The 18915-nt window shown below is 68.5% G+C and carries 20 protein-coding genes and 1 pseudogene; 11 read left to right on the top strand and 10 right to left on the bottom strand.

Annotated elements, in window-relative coordinates; all coding sequences use genetic code 11:
• Positions 1–44: 44 nt before the first annotated feature.
• The 4 genes from ACOQPP_RS20100 to ACOQPP_RS20085 are packed head-to-tail and all read right to left on the bottom strand — an operon-like array spanning position 45 to position 6971.
• Positions 45–842 (bottom strand): DUF4159 domain-containing protein, encoded by a 798-nt coding sequence (locus ACOQPP_RS20100; RefSeq protein ID WP_419164666.1) that lies wholly within the window; start codon positions 840–842, stop codon positions 45–47.
• Positions 839–3550, bottom strand: coding sequence for a tetratricopeptide repeat protein (locus ACOQPP_RS20095; protein WP_420637330.1), 2712 nt, complete (start codon positions 3548–3550; stop codon positions 839–841). Before ACOQPP_RS20095 ends, ACOQPP_RS20100 begins: the two co-directional genes overlap by 4 nt.
• Positions 3547–4575 (bottom strand): hypothetical protein, encoded by a 1029-nt coding sequence (locus tag ACOQPP_RS20090; RefSeq protein ID WP_419164664.1) that lies wholly within the window; start codon positions 4573–4575, stop codon positions 3547–3549. The genes ACOQPP_RS20095 and ACOQPP_RS20090 overlap by 4 nt, the downstream gene beginning before the upstream one ends.
• Positions 4572–6971 (bottom strand): glutamine amidotransferase, encoded by a 2400-nt coding sequence (locus tag ACOQPP_RS20085; protein WP_420637329.1) that lies wholly within the window; start codon positions 6969–6971, stop codon positions 4572–4574. Before ACOQPP_RS20085 ends, ACOQPP_RS20090 begins: the two co-directional genes overlap by 4 nt.
• A gap of 323 nt (positions 6972–7294) precedes the next feature.
• On the opposite strand from ACOQPP_RS20085, the gene ACOQPP_RS20080 reads away from it, so the two are divergent.
• The 4 genes and pseudogenes from ACOQPP_RS20080 to rhuM all read left to right on the top strand — a co-directional run.
• Positions 7295–7426: a hypothetical protein gene (locus ACOQPP_RS20080; RefSeq protein WP_419164662.1), complete on the top strand. Its 132-nt coding sequence runs from the start codon at positions 7295–7297 to the stop codon at positions 7424–7426.
• Positions 7427–7514: 88 nt separating this feature from the next.
• Positions 7515–7793: a ribbon-helix-helix protein, CopG family gene (locus tag ACOQPP_RS20075; protein WP_419164661.1), complete on the top strand. Its 279-nt coding sequence runs from the start codon at positions 7515–7517 to the stop codon at positions 7791–7793.
• A complete protein-coding gene (locus ACOQPP_RS20070) occupies positions 7790–8389 on the top strand; it encodes a type II toxin-antitoxin system VapC family toxin (RefSeq protein WP_420637328.1) in 600 nt (199 codons plus the stop codon). Before ACOQPP_RS20075 ends, ACOQPP_RS20070 begins: the two co-directional genes overlap by 4 nt.
• Positions 8390–8399: 10 nt before the next feature.
• Positions 8400–8723, top strand: a pseudogene (rhuM, locus tag ACOQPP_RS20065) (RhuM family protein); the annotation flags it as partial.
• A 451-nt stretch (positions 8724–9174) separates the two neighbouring features.
• Here rhuM and ACOQPP_RS20060 read toward each other — a convergent pair.
• Entirely contained in the window at positions 9175–10095 is a 921-nt protein-coding gene (locus ACOQPP_RS20060) for an alpha/beta fold hydrolase (RefSeq protein ID WP_420637327.1), read from the bottom strand.
• A 223-nt stretch (positions 10096–10318) separates the two neighbouring features.
• Between ACOQPP_RS20060 and ACOQPP_RS20055 the strand changes: the two genes are divergently transcribed.
• The gene (locus ACOQPP_RS20055; RefSeq protein WP_420637326.1) at positions 10319–10492 is read left to right on the top strand and encodes a ribbon-helix-helix protein, CopG family; all 174 of its coding nucleotides are present in this window, start codon (positions 10319–10321) and stop codon (positions 10490–10492) included.
• Positions 10493–10507: 15 nt separating this feature from the next.
• On the opposite strand, the gene ACOQPP_RS20050 is transcribed toward ACOQPP_RS20055, so the two are convergent.
• The 4 genes from ACOQPP_RS20050 to ACOQPP_RS20035 all read right to left on the bottom strand — a co-directional run bounded on the left by ACOQPP_RS20050 (position 10508) and on the right by ACOQPP_RS20035 (position 13827).
• Positions 10508–11215, bottom strand: coding sequence for an aminotransferase class IV (locus ACOQPP_RS20050; protein ID WP_420637397.1), 708 nt, complete (start codon positions 11213–11215; stop codon positions 10508–10510).
• Between the two features lie 324 nt (positions 11216–11539).
• Positions 11540–11953 carry a hypothetical protein gene (locus ACOQPP_RS20045; RefSeq protein WP_420637325.1) on the bottom strand — a complete coding sequence of 138 codons (414 nt, stop codon included), beginning with the start codon at positions 11951–11953 and terminating at the stop codon, positions 11540–11542.
• The gene (locus ACOQPP_RS20040; RefSeq protein WP_420637324.1) at positions 11954–12373 is read right to left on the bottom strand and encodes a hypothetical protein; all 420 of its coding nucleotides are present in this window, start codon (positions 12371–12373) and stop codon (positions 11954–11956) included.
• 290 nt (positions 12374–12663) lie between these two features.
• A complete protein-coding gene (locus ACOQPP_RS20035) occupies positions 12664–13827 on the bottom strand; it encodes an ATP-binding protein (protein WP_420637396.1) in 1164 nt (387 codons plus the stop codon).
• A 135-nt stretch (positions 13828–13962) separates the two neighbouring features.
• On the opposite strand from ACOQPP_RS20035, the gene ACOQPP_RS20030 reads away from it, so the two are divergent.
• The 3 genes from ACOQPP_RS20030 to ACOQPP_RS20020 all read left to right on the top strand — a co-directional run bounded on the left by ACOQPP_RS20030 (position 13963) and on the right by ACOQPP_RS20020 (position 16507).
• Positions 13963–14937, top strand: a complete 975-nt coding sequence (locus ACOQPP_RS20030) for a phosphorothioated DNA-binding restriction endonuclease (RefSeq protein ID WP_420637323.1) — start codon at positions 13963–13965, stop codon at positions 14935–14937.
• Positions 14938–15107: 170 nt separating this feature from the next.
• On the top strand, positions 15108–15617 hold the full coding sequence (locus tag ACOQPP_RS20025) for a hypothetical protein (RefSeq protein ID WP_420637322.1): 510 nt from the start codon (positions 15108–15110) through the stop codon (positions 15615–15617).
• A gap of 5 nt (positions 15618–15622) precedes the next feature.
• Positions 15623–16507, top strand: coding sequence for an HNH endonuclease (locus ACOQPP_RS20020; RefSeq protein WP_420637321.1), 885 nt, complete (start codon positions 15623–15625; stop codon positions 16505–16507).
• 166 nt (positions 16508–16673) lie between these two features.
• Here ACOQPP_RS20020 and ACOQPP_RS20015 read toward each other — a convergent pair whose 3' ends face one another.
• On the bottom strand, positions 16674–17102 hold the full coding sequence (locus ACOQPP_RS20015) for a DUF433 domain-containing protein (protein ID WP_420637320.1): 429 nt from the start codon (positions 17100–17102) through the stop codon (positions 16674–16676).
• A 562-nt stretch (positions 17103–17664) separates the two neighbouring features.
• Here ACOQPP_RS20015 and ACOQPP_RS20010 point away from each other — a divergent pair.
• From ACOQPP_RS20010 to ACOQPP_RS20000, 3 genes are all read left to right on the top strand, one after another.
• Positions 17665–17898, top strand: a complete 234-nt coding sequence (locus ACOQPP_RS20010; RefSeq protein ID WP_420637319.1) for a hypothetical protein — start codon at positions 17665–17667, stop codon at positions 17896–17898.
• 179 nt (positions 17899–18077) lie between these two features.
• Positions 18078–18425 carry a hypothetical protein gene (locus tag ACOQPP_RS20005; RefSeq protein ID WP_420637318.1) on the top strand — a complete coding sequence of 116 codons (348 nt, stop codon included), beginning with the start codon at positions 18078–18080 and terminating at the stop codon, positions 18423–18425.
• A 155-nt stretch (positions 18426–18580) separates the two neighbouring features.
• Positions 18581–18886, top strand: coding sequence for a hypothetical protein (locus tag ACOQPP_RS20000; RefSeq protein ID WP_420637317.1), 306 nt, complete (start codon positions 18581–18583; stop codon positions 18884–18886).
• Positions 18887–18915 lie beyond the last annotated feature (29 nt).

The following is an 18915-nucleotide window of genomic DNA, read 5'->3' as shown; positions in this document are numbered from 1 at the left end:
CCGTCACCACCGCGCGAGGCGGGGTCGGGGTTTGACAGCCCGTGTTAGTGTGTTAGGGCGTATACCACATAGTTGACGCCCAGCTTGTACGCTTCGTTGGAGAGGGCGATGGGGACGAACCCCCGGTCGGACCACTCCATGTAGTCGCCAATGTCGTTGTCGTGATTGACGATGACCATGAGCCGGCCCTCGGGATCGTTGTCCTCCAGGACCCCCCAGTAGCTCGCCACCCCGCCCCAGTAGGGGTGCGGCATCTCGATGTTGCTCCGCTCGAGGTGGAAGAACGAGTCGAAGATCGGGTGGCTCACGTCCAGTTGCACGAGTTCGTGCCCCGGGAGCAGGACCTCGAGCATGCGGTCCGTCCACTCCAGATCGCGATAGCCGCCCATGTCGTCGATGATGAGGAACCCGCCCTTGCGCAGATAGTTGCTCAGGTTGTCGGCCTCCGCCTCGGTCATGCTCCAGTCGCCGGGCTCCGAGAGGTACGCGACCGGGAACTTGAACAGATCGGGGTCGTCCATGGCGAGGACGTTGCCGCCGCCCAGGCGCGGGTTGATGGTCGTGATCGCCTGCATGATCTCGCCGAAGTTGCTTTCGGCCGTGGGCCAGTCATGCGACCAGCCCGGGTTCCAGCCCCAGCCCCCCGTCCGGTAGTAGAGGCGCACGAAGGTGAAATCGCCCGTGTAGGGCGTGTTGTACTCCTGGTAGGCGGCGAGGTCGTTCCCGAACCCGCCGCCGCCACCGCGCCCGCGCCGGCGCTGCCCCTCGAGGTCCGTGGAGGCGCCCAGCGTGAGCAGGGCGGCCAGCGCGACCGCCGCGAGTCCCCGCGTCCGGGCCGTCACGGGCGCCCCCCGGGGTCGCCGCGGATCTCGAGCAGGAGGTCGAGCGCCGCCTCGAAGTTGGGCGCGATCTCGAGCGCGTCGAGGACGGCGCGGCGCGCCCCGGCCCCGTCGCCGCCGCGGTGGAGGGCGAGGGCGAGGCGGTAGTGGGCGTCGGCGAGGTCCGCCGGCGCCAGCGCCAGCAGCGCCCGCCGTTCGCGCGCCTCCTCCGTCCAGCGCCCCGCCGCCTCGGAGCTCGCCGCCAGCCGCGCGTGAACGTCGAGGTGGAAGGGGTCGATCCATATGGCGCGCTCCATCGCCTCGCGGGCCGCGGCATCGTTCCCGAGTTCCTCCTCCACATCCGCGAGTTCGAGGTGCGCGTCGAGGTGGTTCTCGTTGAGGGCGGTGTAGGCCCGGTACGCCTCCGCGGCGCGCCCGGGGTCGCCCTCCTCGCGGTGGAGGCGGCCGAGGAGGAGCGTCGGCGCGTCGGGGCCGGCGTATTCCGGGAACATGTCGCGGGCGCGGCTCAGCGCCTCGATCGCCGCCTCGGTGCGGCCGTCGCGATGGGCCGCCGCGGCCGCGATCATCTGCCCGGCGAACGACTCCGGCTCCGGATCCGGCTCCGTCCCCGGCGTCCGCGCGTGCGGCTCCCCCGTGGCGGCGCCTCCGAGCGCCGCGAGCGTCCGGCCGAAGCGCGTCTCGATGTAGTCCTTCAGTTCGCGGTCGAGGTCGGCCAGCGTCGTGCCGAGCGCCCGTTCCACGACTTCGGGCGTCTCGAGGCCGTCCCGGTAGCCGTCGAGCACGGCGAGGATCGCCTCGAAGCCGCGCGACGTCTCCAGCATCTCGCACAGGAGGGAGGCCATGTAGTAGGCGTGCTGCACCTGTCCCGGATAGGCGGGGCGCACGAACCCGTAGTTGAAGCGCTCCAGCGAGGGCAGCCGTTCCTCGGCGAAGGCGGCCAGGAAGCCGGGGTCCGGATCCGAACCCCAGCCCTCGCGCGCGTGCCGCTCGTCGAGCACCGCCAGCCCCTCCGAGAGCCAGCGCGGCACGCGGTGTTCGGTATATCCGAGGGTGAACGCGTGGGAAATCTCGTGCCACAGCGTCGAGCCCCAGTTGAAGTCGCCGCCGTCGCGCGCGCTCGGCGAATCCATGGCGAGGACGGAACCGAAGCTCACGCCCAGCGCCCCGATGCCGGCGAGTCCCACCGTCCGCACGGAGAAGTCCGCGTGCCGGTCGTACACCTCGACCGAGATCGGGGCGGGCGGCTCGTACCCGTAGCGCGCCCGCATGGCGTCGAACGCCTCCTCGGCGAGGGCGGTCGCGTAGATCGAGAGGACCCCGACCTCCCGCGGGTGGAACGAGAAGGAGAAACGCGGACTCGTCGTCGTCTCGAAGCCGGCGACTTCCTGGAGCAGGTCGAGCGTGTTGAAGACCCACACGTTGAAGGGGTCGCCCTCGAACGACGCCTCGAGCGTGGCGCGCCCTTGGTCGATGTCGCCGACGCGGAGTTGGTTGAGGCCGAGTTCGGCCCGGCCGGCCCAGGAGAGGGGATCGAGGGACACGGCCTGGCGCGCGAATTCGACGGCGTCCCCGTAGCGGTGCGTGCGGTAGGCGACCTGCGCCAGCGCCACGTAGAGGTCGGCGTGCCGCGGGTCCAGCCCCAGTACGCGGTCGCGCGCCTCGGCGAAGGCGGCCGCGTCCCCCCGCAGGTGGGCGGCGGCCGCGATCTCGGTCCATGCGGCGAGGGACACCGGGTTCGTCTCGAGCGCGCGCCGGGCCTCCTCCTCGGCCGTCTCCACGTCCTCGAGTTCGAGATAGAGACGCGCGAGGAAGACCCTCGCCTCGGTGAAGTCGGGGTTCGTCTCGAGGCTCTGTTCCGCGAGTTCGAGGGCCTCCGAGGAACCGTCGAACTTCGCGCGCCGCGCCTTGGCGAGGAGGGCGCGGGGGTGGACGGGGTTCCGGGCCAGCGCCTCGTCGATCAGCGGCCCGGCCTCGAAGCTGTCGTACTTGTCGAGGAAGAGGAGACCGAGGTCGATGCGCGCCTCGGGGTCGCCGGGGTCGGCCGCGATCGCCTCCTCGTAGGCGCGCACCGCGTCGTGGAAGAGGTCGGGGTCGCGGGCCCCGAGATAGGTGACCGCGGCGGCGACGGCGCGCAGGTGCTCCGCGTCGAGCCGGCGGGGGTCGGCCGTGTTGTAGAAGTCGATGAAGCCGTCGAAGAAGGCGAGTGCTTCCTCGCGCGCGCCCTGGTCGAAGAGGAGGCGGCCGAGATCGAGCCGCGCGAGTTGGGCGTCGCCGGCCCGGCTCTCGATCGCGCGGCGGAAGCTCGCCTCCGCCTCGTCGAGGCGGCCGAGCGTCCGCAGGAGGACCCCGCGGGCGCGCGCGAGTTCCGTCTCGGGGTCGGCGGGGGGGGGGGCGCGCGCGGCGACCCGGTCGAGGGCTTCGAGCGCGGACTCGTACTCACCCGTGGCGGCGAGGGCCCGCGCCCACCCCCGCGCGGAGGCCGGGAACTCGCGCCCCGAGCGCGCCAGGTCGCGGAAACCCGCGACGGCTTGCCGGTATTCGCCGGTCTGCAGCGCTTGGACGGCGGCGGCGAGCGCATCATTGCCCGGGGGGGCGCTGCCGCGATCCTGGGCCCAAGCCGGGAGCGGAACGGCGAGCGCGAGGATGAGCGCCCCGAGCGAGCCTCGCAGCCCCGGTCGGCGGGTTCGCGCGGCGCGGCGGCTCAGCCTCACCGGGCACCTCCCCGGTCCCGGATGGCCCGGTTGATGCCCGCGAGTTCGACGAGCAGCGCCTCGAGCCGGTCGTCGTATTCGTCCTCGCTCAACTCGGCGCGTCGCCCGCGCAGAGCGGCGATCGCGTCCTCGACCCGCTGTTTGTCGGCCAGGAGGGCCGCCAGTTCCGGATCATCGGCGGCGGCCTGCGCCACCGCCGCCGGGGCGGCGGCGAGGAAGAACCGGTTCGCGACCGCTCCGTCCGGCCCCTCCGCCGTCGGCTCCAGCGCTCCCTCGCCATCGCCGTCGTCGTCGAGCAGGGCGTGCTCGGTCAGCATCTCGTTCTCGCTCTCGTACCGGCGCTGCACCTCGCCCGTCGCGTAGCTGAACGCCTCGAGCAGCGAGACGCGTTCGTCCTTGTCGACATCGGCGTCGTCGAGCGCGAAGGCGTCGACGAAGAAGCCGCCGAAGTGGGAGTGATCGCGCTCGCGCGGGGAGCGGGTCGCCGTCACCACGATGCGCCGGTCGCCCGCCATGGCCGGCACGAAGCCGCCGCTCGCGCTCGCCGCGTTCACGACCGCCACCGTCTGCGTGGCGAAGGCGCTCAGCCACACGGAGAGCGTTTCGCCCGAGAGGTCGGGACCGGGCAGGTTGAAGCGCGACTCCTGGCCGCTGCCGCTCCCGTGGCCGAGGAGGAGGATGAGGGCCGGGTCGGCCGGTCCGGCCCGGGTGGCCATCGCGAGCACCTCGCGCTCCACGGCCTCCAGCGTCGCCCGGCCGGACGCGCGCGGCGAGATCGCCGCGTCCTCCGCGAGCCACGCGATGGACTCCTCCGCCACGCCGAAGCGCTCGCGGAGGGCCTCGATCAGCCGCTCGGCCTGCTCCCGGAAGAGCTGGCTGTACTCCGGGGCGCCGCCGAGCCCGCTCACGATGAGGACCTGCGCCCGAGGCGGGGCCGCCGCCCCCTGCGCGAGGGCCACCGGCGGGGCGCCCGCGAGGGCGAAGACCGCACCGAGCGCCGCGGCGCCGAAGCCCGCCCGGCTCACGCAAGGTCCTTCCGGCGCCGGTAGGCCCACTCGCCCCCCAGCAGCCCGGCGAGGAGGAGGAAGAGGACCGGCATGTCCCACAGCGACCGCTCCTCGTACACCGTGTCGCCGCTCTCCGTATAGCGGATCTCCTCCGCCAGCAGATCCGCATCTTCCGCCGCGTAGAAGCGCCCGCCCGTCTCGTCCGCGATCCTCCGCAGGAGCTCCGTCCGCCGCCCGGCGCCGAACTGCTCGATCCGAGGCGTCCCCGCCTGGAAGAAACCGTCACCCTCGACGACCTCGTCCTCGGCCAGGGCCGTCCCGCGCGGCACGGCGCGGACGCTGACCCGGTGCAGTCCCGGCTCCGCGGGTACGAAGCGGCCCTCGTACTCGCCGTCCCGCTCCACCGTCCAGTCGAGGCGCACCTCCGACGGCACCCCGCTCGGCCCCGTCACCGTGGCGACGACATCCGCCCCGTTCACGCGCAGGTACCGTTCATCCTCCACCTCGACCCGGATCCGGAGCGGCTCCGCGACGGGCGCCACGTCATCCCCCAGATCGAGGCGGGCGCGGCCCGGCGTGTCGTGCACGAGCCAGCGCAGCAACTGCCGCCACAGCGTCTCGTGCGTCTCGTCCTCCAGCGGGATGTCCGCGTGCATCTGCCACAGCCACGAGTCCTGGGCCGTGAACGCGATCGACGTCCCGCGCCCGTACCTCTGGTGCGCGAGCAGCACTCGCGGCTCCCCCTGGACCGGAACCCCGCTCAGGAGCGGAACCGCGCCCGGTTTCGTCTCGAACACCCGGTTCACGGAGGTGAGCGGCGGAAGCTCGGGCCAGCGCGCCGCCGACGCTTCCGCCGTCTCCGCGATCCGCATCGCCGCGTGACGCCGCCCCGCCGCAGTGAGTTCGGCCGACACCTCGAGCACATCGGGCTCCCCCGCCCCCGGCAGCACCACGGGGAGCGCGTCCGCCAGCGCCGTCCCCGCGTAACCGCCCTCGGCCAGGGCGCGCCGCCCGCCCAGCACGAGGAGACCGCCCCCGCGCTGTCCCACGAAGTCCGCGATCATCTGCAGTTGGTCGTGGGTGAAGAAGCTCGCCTCCACGCTCCCGAGGATGAGCCCGTCGTACTCGTACAACTCCTCGCGCGTGTCCGGGAACCCGCCCGCCAGTTCTCCGGGGCCGTCCACATCGAGCCGCAGATACTTCTCATCCGCCGTCCGCAGCAGCGTCACGACCTGGATGTTCTCGTCATCGGTCACCGCGCGGCGCACGAACTTGTTCTCGGGGCGCGGGGAGCCCTCGAAGTAGAGGATCTTCCGGCGCGTGTCCCCGACCTCCACCAGGATCTGCCGCTCGTTGTTTCCGCTGAGCGCCTCCCCCTCCACCGGATCCACCGAGAAGCGGATGGCGCGGGGGCCCGATTCCTCCAGCGTGAACTGGACCTGGACCGGTTCCTCCCCGTCCGGACCGAGGGTGAGGTCGTGCGTGCCCACGATGCGGCCCTCGTCCTCCACGTCGAGCCGCACCGTGCGCCCGGCGAGTCCCGCGTGGGAGATGATGACGTCGGCCACGATCGTCGTCCCCTCCAGCGCCTCGCGCGGCACCTCCACCCGCCGCACCTCGATGTCCGGGACGATGCGCTCCGAGCCGACGCCGATCGTGTACACCGGGACCCCGGCCGCGCGCGCCTCCAGGAGCGCCTCGGAGAGCGGGGGGGTCGCCTCGTCGTCGTTGTCCGCCCCATCCGACACGACCACGACCCCCGAGAGCGGCAGCCCCGCCATCTCCTGCCGCACCCGGGTGAGCGCCGCGGCGAGATTCGTGCGCGAGCCGGCGAAGGCCAACTCCCCCGCCCCGTCGATCCGGTCCGCGTCGGAATCGAACCCGTACATCCGCAGCCGGAAGCGGTCCTCCAGCGCCGCGCGAAGGCCACCCTCCCCGCGCTGCGTCAGGGGCTCCGGCTCCCCGGCGGGGTCCATGGCCGCGGAACCTTCCACCCCCGGGTCGGACGCCAGCGGATCCGTCGCCGCGTCATCCATGCCGCCGTCATCCGTGCCGCCGAAGAGGTCGAGCACCCGCCGCGCCCGCGTCTCGCCGTCCTCGTCGGCCACCCGCATGCTGCGCGAGTCGTCCAGGAGCACCGCGACGAAGTTCCGCCGCGGGACGACGGTCGAGACGAGGAGCACCGGCCGCAGCAGGAGGAAGGCGAGGACCCCGAGGGCGGCGGCGCGAAGCGCCATGAGAACCCAGCGGTCGCGGGTCTCCACCGTGGGTCCGATGCCGCGGTACTGGAGGGCGAACCACACGACGGCGCCGACCCCGAGGAAGACGAGGATCACGCCCCACCAGGGCGCGGCCAGCGAGAGATCGCCGCGCTCGAAGACGACGGGCCGGTATTTGAAGAGGAACTCGAACACGCGCTGGCCAGCCCTTCGTTTCTCCGAGGCGGTCGTCGGAACCGAGCGGCGGCGGGAGGGCCTCGCCCCGCGCGCGCGTTGGCGGCTCCAACGTACGGGTTTCCTATCCCTCTTAGAAACAAGGCCCGTCGGACGATCGTTGCCCGTCGGACGGCGTCGTCACATTTGTAGTCGCCGCAGCGTTGTATTACCCGTGTACTACAACGAGCCACGATACGCGAGAGCACGGGAGGCAGGTCGATGGGCCTGAGGACAGTACGACTCACGGTATCCGGCTGGGGGGCGGGAAGGGCGAGACGGCCGGCGAAGCATACCGGCGGATCGTGCAGCGGTACGAGGACGAACCCACCGAGGAACCCGCCGTTGCGGCGCGCGACGACGAATCCGCCCCCATGCCGCGGCGACGGCACAAGGAAGCCGTGGTCGAGGCGATCCGCCGGAAGCACGGCCGTTGAACTACCGTTGAACTCCCAAGGGATCCTTAGCCGTTCGCGCCGAAGGCGACCGGCAGGCGCAGAAACAACACGGGAGAGGTACGACACTATGGGCTTGCGCACGGTACGACTCGACGAGGAGGAAGAGGCGATCCTCGAAGATCTCCGGCGGAAGACGGGGGGTTCGATCTCCGAGGTCTTGAGACGGGGGCTCCGCTCGTACAACACGGATGTGAACGGAATTCGGCTGGGAGCCAGGAAAGGCGAGACGTTCGGCGAAGGATTCCGGCGCATTGTGCGGCAGTACGAAGACGAGCGGGCCGTTCTGCCGCCCCGCCGGCGCAGGGAGACCCTGGGCGAGCTGATCCAGAGGAGGCACGCCCGGTGATCGTGGTGGACACCGGTCCGCTGGTGGCCGCTTTCGACCCGTCCGACTCCGACCACGCGGCATGGAAACAAGTTCTTGCCGAGTTTGGGGAAGAAGCCTTGACGACGATTCCGGTGCTCACCGAGGCGTTTCATTTTCTGTCGCGACGCCCGCGGCAAGCCTTGGGGCTCATGGAGTTGGTGCGGTACGGGCCGCTCACGGTGTCCCGGCTGGGGGACCGGGACCTCGGCCGCTGCTTCGAACTCATGCTCCGGTACGCCGACGCGCCGATGGACTTCGCCGACGCCTCGGTCGTTGCCGTGGCGGAGCGTTCCGGGATTGACCGGGTGTTCACGCTGGACCAGCGGCACTTCGCCGCGTACCGCATGAAGCGCGGCCAACGCCACGTGGCGTTGACGCTCGTTGGTCCGGAGGGCGAGCCACCCATGGTTCGGGAGACGGGCGACCCGGACGCCGCGTACGGCACGGAGCTGACTCCTGCGCCCCACGAGGGTCGGGACGCGCCGGACGCCGTGACCGGGCGTCTTCTCGCCGAGACCGCGCTGCGGGAGGCACGGGAAGCGCTCGACCGCCTCGGCCGGGCGCTCGGAGGCTGAAGGCAAGGCCGTGGGGACTGCGGCTTCCGCAGCGGCCCCTGCGGGTGAGGTCATCGTTTACGAGGCGTCCGATGGCGATGCGCGCGTCGATGTCCGCGTCGATCGGGACACGGTCTGGCTGACCCAGCGGCAGATGGCGGAGGTGTTCGACACCTCAACGGACAACGTCGGACTCCACGTGAAGAACATCTTCCGGGACGGTGAATTGGAGGAAAAGGCAACTGCCGAGGATTTCTCGGTAGTTCAAATCGAAGGAAACCGTCGAGTACGGCGTAATCTCAAACATTACAACCTTGATGCCATCATCTCCGTCGGTTATCGCGTCAACCGCCGTTGGACGCCTCCGGGGGTGTTCACCGAATCCTTCCCCGCCCGGATCTAGATCGATGCCCCGCTTTCCTCGTGGATCAGGCTTGGCACGAGGGTTGGAACCTTGATCCGGCGGGGGCTTCGGGAAGCGACATCGCGGACTGCCTTCACGTCCCGGGCATCGGGTACTGCGATGTGGCGTTTGCGGACAAACGGACGGCAGAGGCGCTACGGAAAGGGCGGTCCCGGAAACGGCCACGAAAGAACTCCGAGTTTGGCGAATGGGTTGACACCCTCGGGACGCCGTAGTAGTCGCAGCGCCCGGCGGCGGGCCTGCGAGCGGTCGACCATCGGGAGCGGGCGTCAACCACGAGACCCCGACGCAGGCATAGGGAGAGCCCGCAGGCCACCGGACCCCCGGCCAGCGAGCGCCGGGTTGTCGGGCAGCCGCAGGTCTCGCCGACACCGGACGACGACTACGCGAACCCCTCCTTCTCCAGGAACTCGACCATGGTCGCCGCGCACTCCGCCGGCTCCTCGAGCGGCAGGAGGTGCGTCGTGTTCGGGATGAAGTCGTACTCGAACCCCACGATTCCCTCCAGCTCGGTGCTCGGCATGAAGGAGAAGGCGAACGTGGGGTCGCCGGCGATCACCTTCACGGGGCAGGCGAGACGCGACAGCTCCGGTTCCAGACTGTAGGCGAAAGCGTACTGAAGCGCGTGAGCTTCCCAGAGGCGCGGGCAGCGAAGTTCGTATCCGCCCCCGCCCGGTCCGCCGCCTCCGTTCCCCGCGGTACGAAGCAGTGCCTGGCTCGCCAGCTCCGGGATTCCCGGCGCCACCAGCTCGAACATCCACTGCCGGCGGAAGTCCTCCGCGAACTCCTCGCGCGTCGCGAAGCGATCCCGGCGGAACCGGGCCTGGGTACGCAGGCGCCGCCACAGGGCTTCGGCCGCCTGGGCATCCCCGTTCGGCGGGTACAGGGGTGGATCGAACAGAACGAGCGCCTCGAAGCCCTGCCCCGGGGATTCCTGGTGGAGCGCCGCCAGCGCCGACACCAAATGGAATACGCCGACGGCGGGCTTCGCGCCGAAGTGGCGCTCGACCCCGCGCCGGACGAGTTCCTGGTCCGCGGCGAAGGTGGCGATGTTCTGATGTCGCAGCTCCGACCGGGGGTTCCAGCCGTGGCTGCGCAGGTCGTAGAGGATGAGATCGAAGCGAGAGGCGAGCAGCCTCCAGAACGGATAGTAGAGGTCCGCCGCCAGGCCATTGGCATGGCTGAGGACGAGACGGGGACCGTCGGAGTTGCCGTGCCGCCGCAGGATGATCCGGGCGCCGCAGGTCACCTCGACCTCCGCCGTGTCCAGCGGCTCCGGCACGTTCCACATGTATGACGTCATTGGATGCCTCCTTTTGCCTCCGTGGAGACGCCCTATCCGACCATCGAATACCCCGCGCCGCCGCGGGAAGGTCCGGGGTTCCCGTCGTCCCCGACCACGCCGGGGGTAGGGGCGGCCAGCCCCCTCCCGCGGCATTCGAAGGGGAACGCTCCGCGGAACGAGACGGTATCACCCTGTGAGGGATGGGGTTGCCGCGGCCGGTCTCGCCGCGAGGGGGGTATGGATGGTTCAGATAGAGGTGCGCTTACCGGACGCGGTATTCGACGCGATCGAGGCCTCCGCGGTGGCGCTGGGACACAGCCGCGAGGAGATCGTTCAGCGGGCGCTGGAGCGATACCTGGAGGACTTCGGCGATCTGGCCGGCTCGGCCCGGAGGTTCCGCGACCCCGACGACTGATGCCGGGTCGAACCCTCAGCCGCCGATCAGGACGACCCCTTCGCGCGCGGTCAGCTCCGAGTAGAGTTCGCTGAGCCTCTTGGTCAGCGGTCCCGGCGATCCGTCTCCGATGATCCGCCCGTCGATTTCGGTCACGCTCGCCAGCTCTCCCATCGTGCCGGTGCAGAACGCCTCGTCCGCGCGGTAGGCCTCCGTGAGGGAGAGATCGTCCACCCGGGACGGGATCGCGTGTTGCGCGCACAGTTCGAGCACCGTGGCGCGGGTGATCCCCTCGGGACAGGCCACCGTCCGGCTCGTCATCACGACGCCCCCGCGCACGAAGAAGAGGTTGGTGGCGTTCGTCTCGGCGATGAATCCGCGCTGGTCGAGCATCAGCGCATCGTCGGCGCCGGCCGCGTTCGCCTCGATCTTGGCCAGGATCGACTGGAGGAGGTTGGCGTGATGGATCTTCGGGTCCAGCGTGTCCGGTCCGAAGCGGCGCATCGAACTCGTGATCAGCCGCCGGCCCGACCGATCGTAGACCGGCGCCTTGTGCTCGGCGAGCACGATCAGCGTGGGGCCCTCCCGGTTGAGCCGGGGATCCATCCCGCTGGTGACCTTCACGCCCCGCGTCAGCGTCAGCCGGATGTGCACGCCGTCCCGCATGCCGTTCGCGATCAGCGTGCGACGGATCTCCTCGATGATCTTCTCGTCCGTGGGGATGTCGGCGAAAGCGAGGGCCAGGGCGGAGGACCGGAGCCGGGCGAGGTGCTCCCGCAGCTGAAAATACGTCCGTCGTACAGGCGCAGGCCTTCCCGGACGGCATCGCCCCCCTGCACAACCGAGTCGAAGGGGCTGACGCCGGCCTCGTCCCGGTGGACCAGCTCCCCGTTCACATTGACGAGGAGATCTCGGTTCCGCTCGTCAAACCGCTGCAGCACGGAGATCCGCCGTCAGTCCGGGAGGGGCAGGCGTGGACCACTCAACACCGGCTCTCCAGCGGAGGCGTTGAGGCGGAGCCGGAGCGCGCGCGCCGCAGTTGAACCTCGGCCGGGAGTCCGGTCCGAGTCAGTTTCGGCTCTTTCCGTAACCGAAGCCCCCAACGAAGCCGACGACCAGAGCGCCGAAGACGGGCAGAATCTCCGAAACCAACGCGGCGTTCCCGCTGAACACGAGAAGTCCTACCAAGACCAATGAAGCCGCAACGATCAGCACAGCCATGAACTTCCAGTAGTTGCGCGATTCGTTGCGGTCTCGTTCCATCGCATCCATGCCCTTTTCCGTGATGTCGAAGGCACGGTCGATGTGGTCCGCGGTGATGTGTTTCGCGATGGGATTGGGAGCAGGGCCACGCCGGAAGGAGGCCATTAGAGCCGCGAACTGATTTTCGGTGGGGGAGGTGCCGGACGAGCCCGCCGACTCCGCCGGCACGACTTCGGTCTCGCCTGCTTCCGGATCGGAAGGATCGAGTCTGTTGGTCACCTACCCGCTCCCCACGAATGCTGCTCGCACATCCAAACGCGTCGTCGGCTTCCGGTCGGGTGCGAATTCGAGACCCGCGTTGACGTGCCGTCCAACATTCCCGAGCGCCGCATCCAGCAGGTCCGAAGTGATCTTGCTTACTTCGGATTCGCCGATCTGCGCAAGCAGCAGCGAGAGCAACTCCAGTGCCTGATCGTCCGTAAGTACACGGGCATCTCGCAAACCCATAAGCGCTTCGGAAAAGGCCCGCAGGCGGTCACCCCACCACGACTCGGTGGATTCGTCGTGAAGGATTGCCTCCTTCAGGAGCTGGCCGACGGCGTCAACCAGTTCGCGCGCGGCCAGTTGCTGCTCATCCGCGCGTCCCGATTGCGGTTCGCCCAAGAACTGTAGAGCGCTGGACTGCCCAGGTTCGCTCATGAGCCCCCTCCTTGCTCGTAGGAATCCACCCGATAATACGCATTCCCGCCGCGAGGGTGTCCCTCGCGACCTGCGGATTCGTCGCACGGATTCCTGCGATGTTGCTAACATGACCGCACGTCGTCAACGCCTTCCCACGGAAACGCGCACGTTCCCAGCGGGACGTCACGGTATGATTTTGCATCCCATGCCGATCCTACACGTTAAGCATCATCGGAGTCTCAATGCGTTTCGCGCGTTGCCCGCCGAGGAGTCCCGAAGAGGGGATCGAGCGCGCGCGACTGCCAGGGTTAGCGGTCCGTACCAGCCCGCAACACCTCCACCAGCTGCCCGACAGGTAGCGCACGCACGCGCGGGGCCAGCCGGTAGCGTTCCGTGCCCGCATGGACCACTTCGAACCGGTCGAGGTTCAGCGTTTCCAGCGCCGACCGCATGGATCGCGTGATACGCGGAGCCTCCGAGCGCTTGACCTCGAAACCATAGCGCCGCGCTCCGGCCATCACGAGAAGGTCGAGTTTCGCTCCCGTATGGGTGGACCAGTGGAAGCACTGCTCTGGAGCGGCGCGCAACAGATGAACGATCTGCCGGATGACGAACCCCTCCCACGAAGCCCCCACTTTGGGATGCGACACGACATCCGTCCGGCTGGTGAGGCCGAGCAGCGCGTGCAGGATGCCCGAATCGCCGATGTAGACTTTCGGTGATCGCACTTGGCGCTGGCTGATGTTCTCGAACCAGGGCTGGAGTTGCCGCACGACGAAGACCGAGGTCAGGAGGTCCAGATACCGCCGGACCGTCGCGTGGGAGACGCCGAAGGCGCGTGCGAACTCGGCGCCGTTCCAGATCTGTCCGTGCCAATGCGCGAGCATCGCCCAGAAGCGGCGGAGCGTCGCCGACGGGATGGTGCTCCCGAGTTCCGGGAGGTCCCTCGCCAGAAGCGTGCGGATGAACCCGTCGCGCCAGCGGCGGCTCGCGGCTTCCGATCTCGCCAGGAACGAGCGCGGGAACCCACCCCGCAGCCAGAGCCGTTCCAGGTCGTCCACATCGGTGAGGTCAAAGCCATCGAGTTCGTGGAACGCGACACGTCCGGCGAGCGACTCCGACGTTTGACGCAGGAGTTCGGGCGAAGCGCTCCCCAGTACGAGGAAGCGGGCCTGCGGGCCGGGACGGTCCGCGAGGACGCGCAGGAGCTGGAAGATGTCGGGCAGGCGGTGGATTTCGTCCAGAACCACGAGACCCTTGAGCGGCCGCAGTTCCAGCCCGGGATCGTCCAGCCGCGCAAGATCGGCGGGATCCTCGAGGTCGAACCAGGCCACGGGCTCGGAGTACGCCGCCGCCAACTGCCGGGCCAGCGTGGTCTTGCCCACCTGTCGCGCCCCCAGCAGCGCGACGACGGGAAACTCTCCCAGCAATAGGCGGACGCGACGTAAATCGTGTTCTCGGATGATTTCCATCATTGAAATATGATCGACGACCGATCAAATTTCAATGCAAAATTCACTTGCACGGCGATCCGTTGCCTGACGTGGGTTGAGAACGTGATCGTGGAAGTCTCATCTTTCGCTCTGATGAGAGAATCCGCAGAATCAATGACTCCCGCTGAGTTCCTCCGTCACCTGGCGCAACTCAACACCCACCAGCGCCGGGGCAGGCGGGCGCCGCACAAGCCGCTCCTCCTCCTCTTCGCCTTGGGCCGCGTGCTGCGCGACCGCGACCGTCTGGTCAGGTACGCGGAGGTGGATCGGCGCGTCGGTGACCTGATGCGGCGCTTCGGGTTACCCAGGAGCGCCGTTCGTCCCCAGTATCCGTTCCGCTGGCTGCTCTCCGATGGACTCTGGGAGATCCCTCGGTATGCGGAGCTTCGGAAGAACGCGAGCGGAGACCTGTATGTTCGGCAGTTGAGGGATCTGGGCGTCGAGGGAGGCTTCCCGGAGCGAGTGCACGACCTCCTTCGCGTCGATCCCGGTCTCGCATGGCGAGCCGTGGAGGAGATCCTGCACGGACATTTTCCCGAATCCCTGCATCGGGAGATCCGCGAGGCGGCCGGCATCCGGGGAGAGCGGATGGCGAGTGAGGCGGAAGATTCCTCTGCAACCCCGACGCTTCGGGAACGGGAGGTCGACCCGCCGAGCTTCTATTCGTACCCGGCCCGCCGACGGCGTCGCGATCCCTTGTTCCGCAGGAGAGTGCTCGACGAATACATGGAGCGCTGTGCGGTGTGCGACCTCGACATCCGCTTCGGTGCAATGCCCCTCGGCTTGGAAGCCGCGCACATCCAATGGCATTCCCACGCCGGTCCCGATGAAGTGGTGAACGGCCTCGCCCTCTGCCTTCTACATCACGAGGCCTTCGACCGCGGCGCGCTCGGCTTGGAGGAACGCAGGGGGACGGGCTTCAACGTGCTCGTTTCTCACGACGTGCGGGAGTCGCGCGGCGAGGCCGCTGGGTCGCTCATCGAGTTCTCCGGCCGCCGGATTCGGTGTCCCCGCACCGAGTCGCGGGCACCCGCGCGCCCATTCGTGGACTGGCACTCCAGTGAGGTCTTCCGCAGCCCGCCACTCTAAGCTGCGGTCAACGTCTTCCCGTCTACCGACCGTCAGGTGGGCTCCCGACGCGGGGTTGATGAGGCCGCTGCCGCTGTCTCATCTTCTGGTGCCGGACGGACGGGAGGTTCGCGTCCTGCCCGGAATCATCGAGGCCGAACGAGGAGCTTGACCGAAGGCCGGGAGGCGGAATGGGAAACGTCGGGGCGCGAGACCAAAGCCGGTATGACATCGTGTTCGTTTGCGGAGACGAGGATCTGCCGCCGCGCGAGTGGCCGGGGTCCGGGCTGGTCCCCGAACGGATTCGGATTTCCTGCGGCGGCGTAACCCTCGGCCATGTGGCCGCGGAGTCGGCAGACGGGTGCTTCGAGGCCGACGCGCTCGGACGATTCCAGGTGCGGTATGCGTGGATCGACGAGGAAGAGGTCGCGTCGTACACACCCGGCGATTTCTGGCGCGGATTTCGCGAACGTGGCGGTCTCCCGGACACGCTGGCGCTCTATCGGGAGGACGAGGAGGGCCGCTACATGTTCGTGCACGAGGAGGCGCTCGGCTGGCCGCCGCCGTTTCGCCGCCGTGGCTGGCCCGAGCCTGCGAACGTCAGCCTCGCGACGCTCGTCGAGTACATGGACGGAGAGATCGACACGCTTCCATTGGGACCCTCTCCCCGGCGCCCGGGGATGAGGGACGTGGCCCGGTAGGGGCGATGGCGAAGGCCGTTTTCACGACCAAGGTGAATCCCGCCTACGACGATCTGCCGGAGCAGCGGTACCACTTCCCGAAGACGTACCTACGGGCGGTTGAAGCCGCGCTGGGCGACTGGATCGTGTATTACGAGCCGCGGCGCTCCACAGCCCACGAGTCCAGCTCCGGGGGACGCCTGTCCTATTTTGCCGCGGCCCGCCTCGCGAGCATCGAGGACGACCCCCGCCTCGCCGGCCACTACTACGGATATGTGAAGGACTACCTCGAGTTCGACACGCCCGTCCCCTTTCGCGAAGGCAGCTTCTACTACGAGCGGAACCTGCGGAAGGCGGACGGCACCCCGAACCAGGGGCGGTTCGGGCGCGCGGTCCGGACGATCCGCGACGCCGAATACCACCTGATTCTCCACGCGGGATTCCACGACTTCGCCGACGCGCGGTGGCGCATGATGGAGCGCGATCCGGTGGAGACGGAGCGCCGCATCGTGGAGCAGATCTCGCGCAGGCCGTTCCGGGACCGGGTCTTCTCGACAGCCGTCCGCACGGCCTACGACAACACCTGCGCAATCACGGGACTCCGGATTATCAACGGCGGCGGGCGACCGGAGGTGCAGGCCGCCCACATCAAACCCGTCGCTGTGAGCGGACCGGACAGCATGCGCAACGGCCTGGCGCTATGCGGAACCGCGCACTGGATGTTCGACCGCGGCCTCATCTCGGTCGGCGACGACTACCAGCTGTTGCTGAAGGATCGCGCGATCCCGGACAACTTCTTCGGACTCATCAACGACGACCGGCGGCTGAAGGTGCCCCGCGCGCCGTCGAACCGCCCGCACCCGAGCTTCCTGAAGTACCATCGCGAGCACGTCTTCCGGACTCATGCGTAGGAAGGGAAAGTGCATATGCGTTGAGCATGTCTGGCGCCCTCAACAACGTCTTCATACGCCGAAGAGGGGTCGTCATGGACCTCGACTTCGAGACCTGCCTCCCTGAGAAGGTTCGCGAAGACGTAACGGCCGAGATCGCGCGTCGACGAAGTATGTGGGAATCGGTCTACGCGGCCGTCTCGTAGAGGACGGCGTCGTGGATCTGGCTCTCGTCCAGACCGTAGTCGTGGGCCATGGCGGCGATGTCTTCGCCGGCGTCGATGCGGTCTACGAGGGCCCGAGTGGACACGCCGGATCCGGCCAGCACGGGTCGGCCGGACGAGATCCTCGGGTTGATCGAGATGGCCCGCGCGTTCGCCGATTGCCGCGGAAGTACCGGATAAAGCCGGAACGGGAGGCGTTGGTCGTCACGTTCCACGCGGTTGAGGCAATCCTTCAGCAGCGTTCGAAGTGCGAGTTGTCCCGACCGCGACAGATTGATCAGCTGATCGAGCTGCAGCAGGAAAAGTTCGCCCCCGCTGGTGAGGAGTTCGTCGCTCAGCAGCAAGCGCGAGATCCCCAGCTGTTCCTCCGCATACGAGAGCGCCGATCGCACGTTCTCCGTTCTCGCGCCATGGACGCTCCGCAGGGCGCGGAGAACATGAGCCTCGACGAGGTTGTTGCGGAGGTGGGAACAAGTACCATCGGGTCGCAGGCGCGGGAGCTCGGGTCGCGTGCGTGTCGACCAACCTTGGACACCCGCGATCCGATGCCCGCCACCCGCCCCTGCTTGCGTTTGATGCCCCGTTGACGGACTCCCGGAAGTTGGTTCGGATCGGAGCGGCGGAGGTCGTCCGCCCGTCGCGGGCCTCGACCATGTTGGTCTGCCCGTACCACGCACTCTACGTTCTGGATGGAACCATTGCCGGGAGCAATCCGCAAAGACGGCGAGAAGGAGAAGAGATCGCCCATGTCAAAGCGCCGTACCGAAGACGACAGGCCGCGTCGCAACGTTCGTTTCACGGAGAAGGGGTACTCGGTCGATCCTCGCGAGATCCTGGAAAGCAGCAGCGCGAAAAAGATCCTGCGAAACGTGCGAGAGAACTTCCCCGTGAAGTCCGCGCCCGCGACCCCCGCCGAGAGGAACCGCTAGAAGTCGTCCGGGACGACACCCCGCCATGGGATTCGGCGTCCTCTTCATCTCCATCCTGGGCGGCTACCTCTTCATCCAACGGTGCCACTTCACCAGACTCACCGGTAGTCGCGAGGGTTGCGCCAGACCATTCATCATGGACGTGTATGAGCGATTCCAGTCCGCCCATCGCGCCACCGTAACTGGAAATGACGAAGGCGGCCCGCGACAGGAAACAGGGGATCCCGGGCGCGAATCGCCGGAGCTGGACGGGGACTGACGGCTCGTTTCCTCCTCGTCGCGGGCCCGGGCCCGATCCTCGCGACCGGCGCTTCCGGCGGTTGATGCGGCATCGGCGGGGACGCACGTTGGAGTTTCGCTCGCAGGGTTTGGGAGCAAACTCGCGGCGATGTCGCGGGACGGGCCCACGGCATGGGGACGTAAAGGGAGGAATGGAGCATGTCCGAGTGGGTCGAAATCGCCGTCTCCATCGGCGGAGCGGTCATCGTGTGGACGTGCGTGGCCATCCAATGGATCCTTATGCGGCGCGACCGGAAGATTCGGGATCGGGAGCACAGGCACCGGGAATTGGAGGCGAGGATCGATGAGCGCTACCGCGAACTCCAGCGCGAAGTCCAAGACGAGATTCGCCGCGAGATACGGAACGAACTGCGGCATCAACTTCGCCACGAAATCCGCAACGAGGTGGGGCACCTGGAGCGGCGGCTCGGCGGCCGCCTCGATACTCTTGCCCGCAGACGAATCGAGAGTCCCCGTTCACGCGGCCATCTGAAGTACGGGGCGTAACCCACTCCCGGGATGATGGCGCGTTGATTGGCGAGCGGAGGTTTTGGCGTGAGTCGGGACCCGCAGGGCCCCGATCCTCGACCGTACACGATCTTCCGCGGAGGCCGCGCAGCACCATGGGACCGGACTTGTTTGGCGACATCGCTCTGGTGGGCTTGATCGTCGGCGCCACTGCTCTGGGCCGCATGTTGGGCGGTGCCGAGAACCGCACGCGCAAGGAGTTGAAGGCGGAGATCGCGAGCGTGCGCAAAGAGGGCGCCCTCGGACGGGCCAGGCTCGAGTCGCAGATCGGCGCACTGCGCGCGGAACTCGGTGAAGTCGAACAGCGCCTGGGTGGTCGTATCGACGGCGTCCGTGACGAACTGGTCGAGACGCGGGTGGCCATGGCCGACGGGGTCGCCCGCATCGAAGGGCGCGTGTTCGGCATCCCTCTACACGGCACCGGAACCGACCCCGCCTGACCTCGGCACGGGTTGCCCGCCTCCCGTCC

It is taken from the genome of Candidatus Palauibacter sp., assembly GCF_965222475.1.
Lineage (GTDB): Bacteria > Gemmatimonadota > Gemmatimonadetes > Palauibacterales > Palauibacteraceae > Palauibacter.
This window is presented reverse-complemented; position numbering and strand designations above follow the sequence as displayed.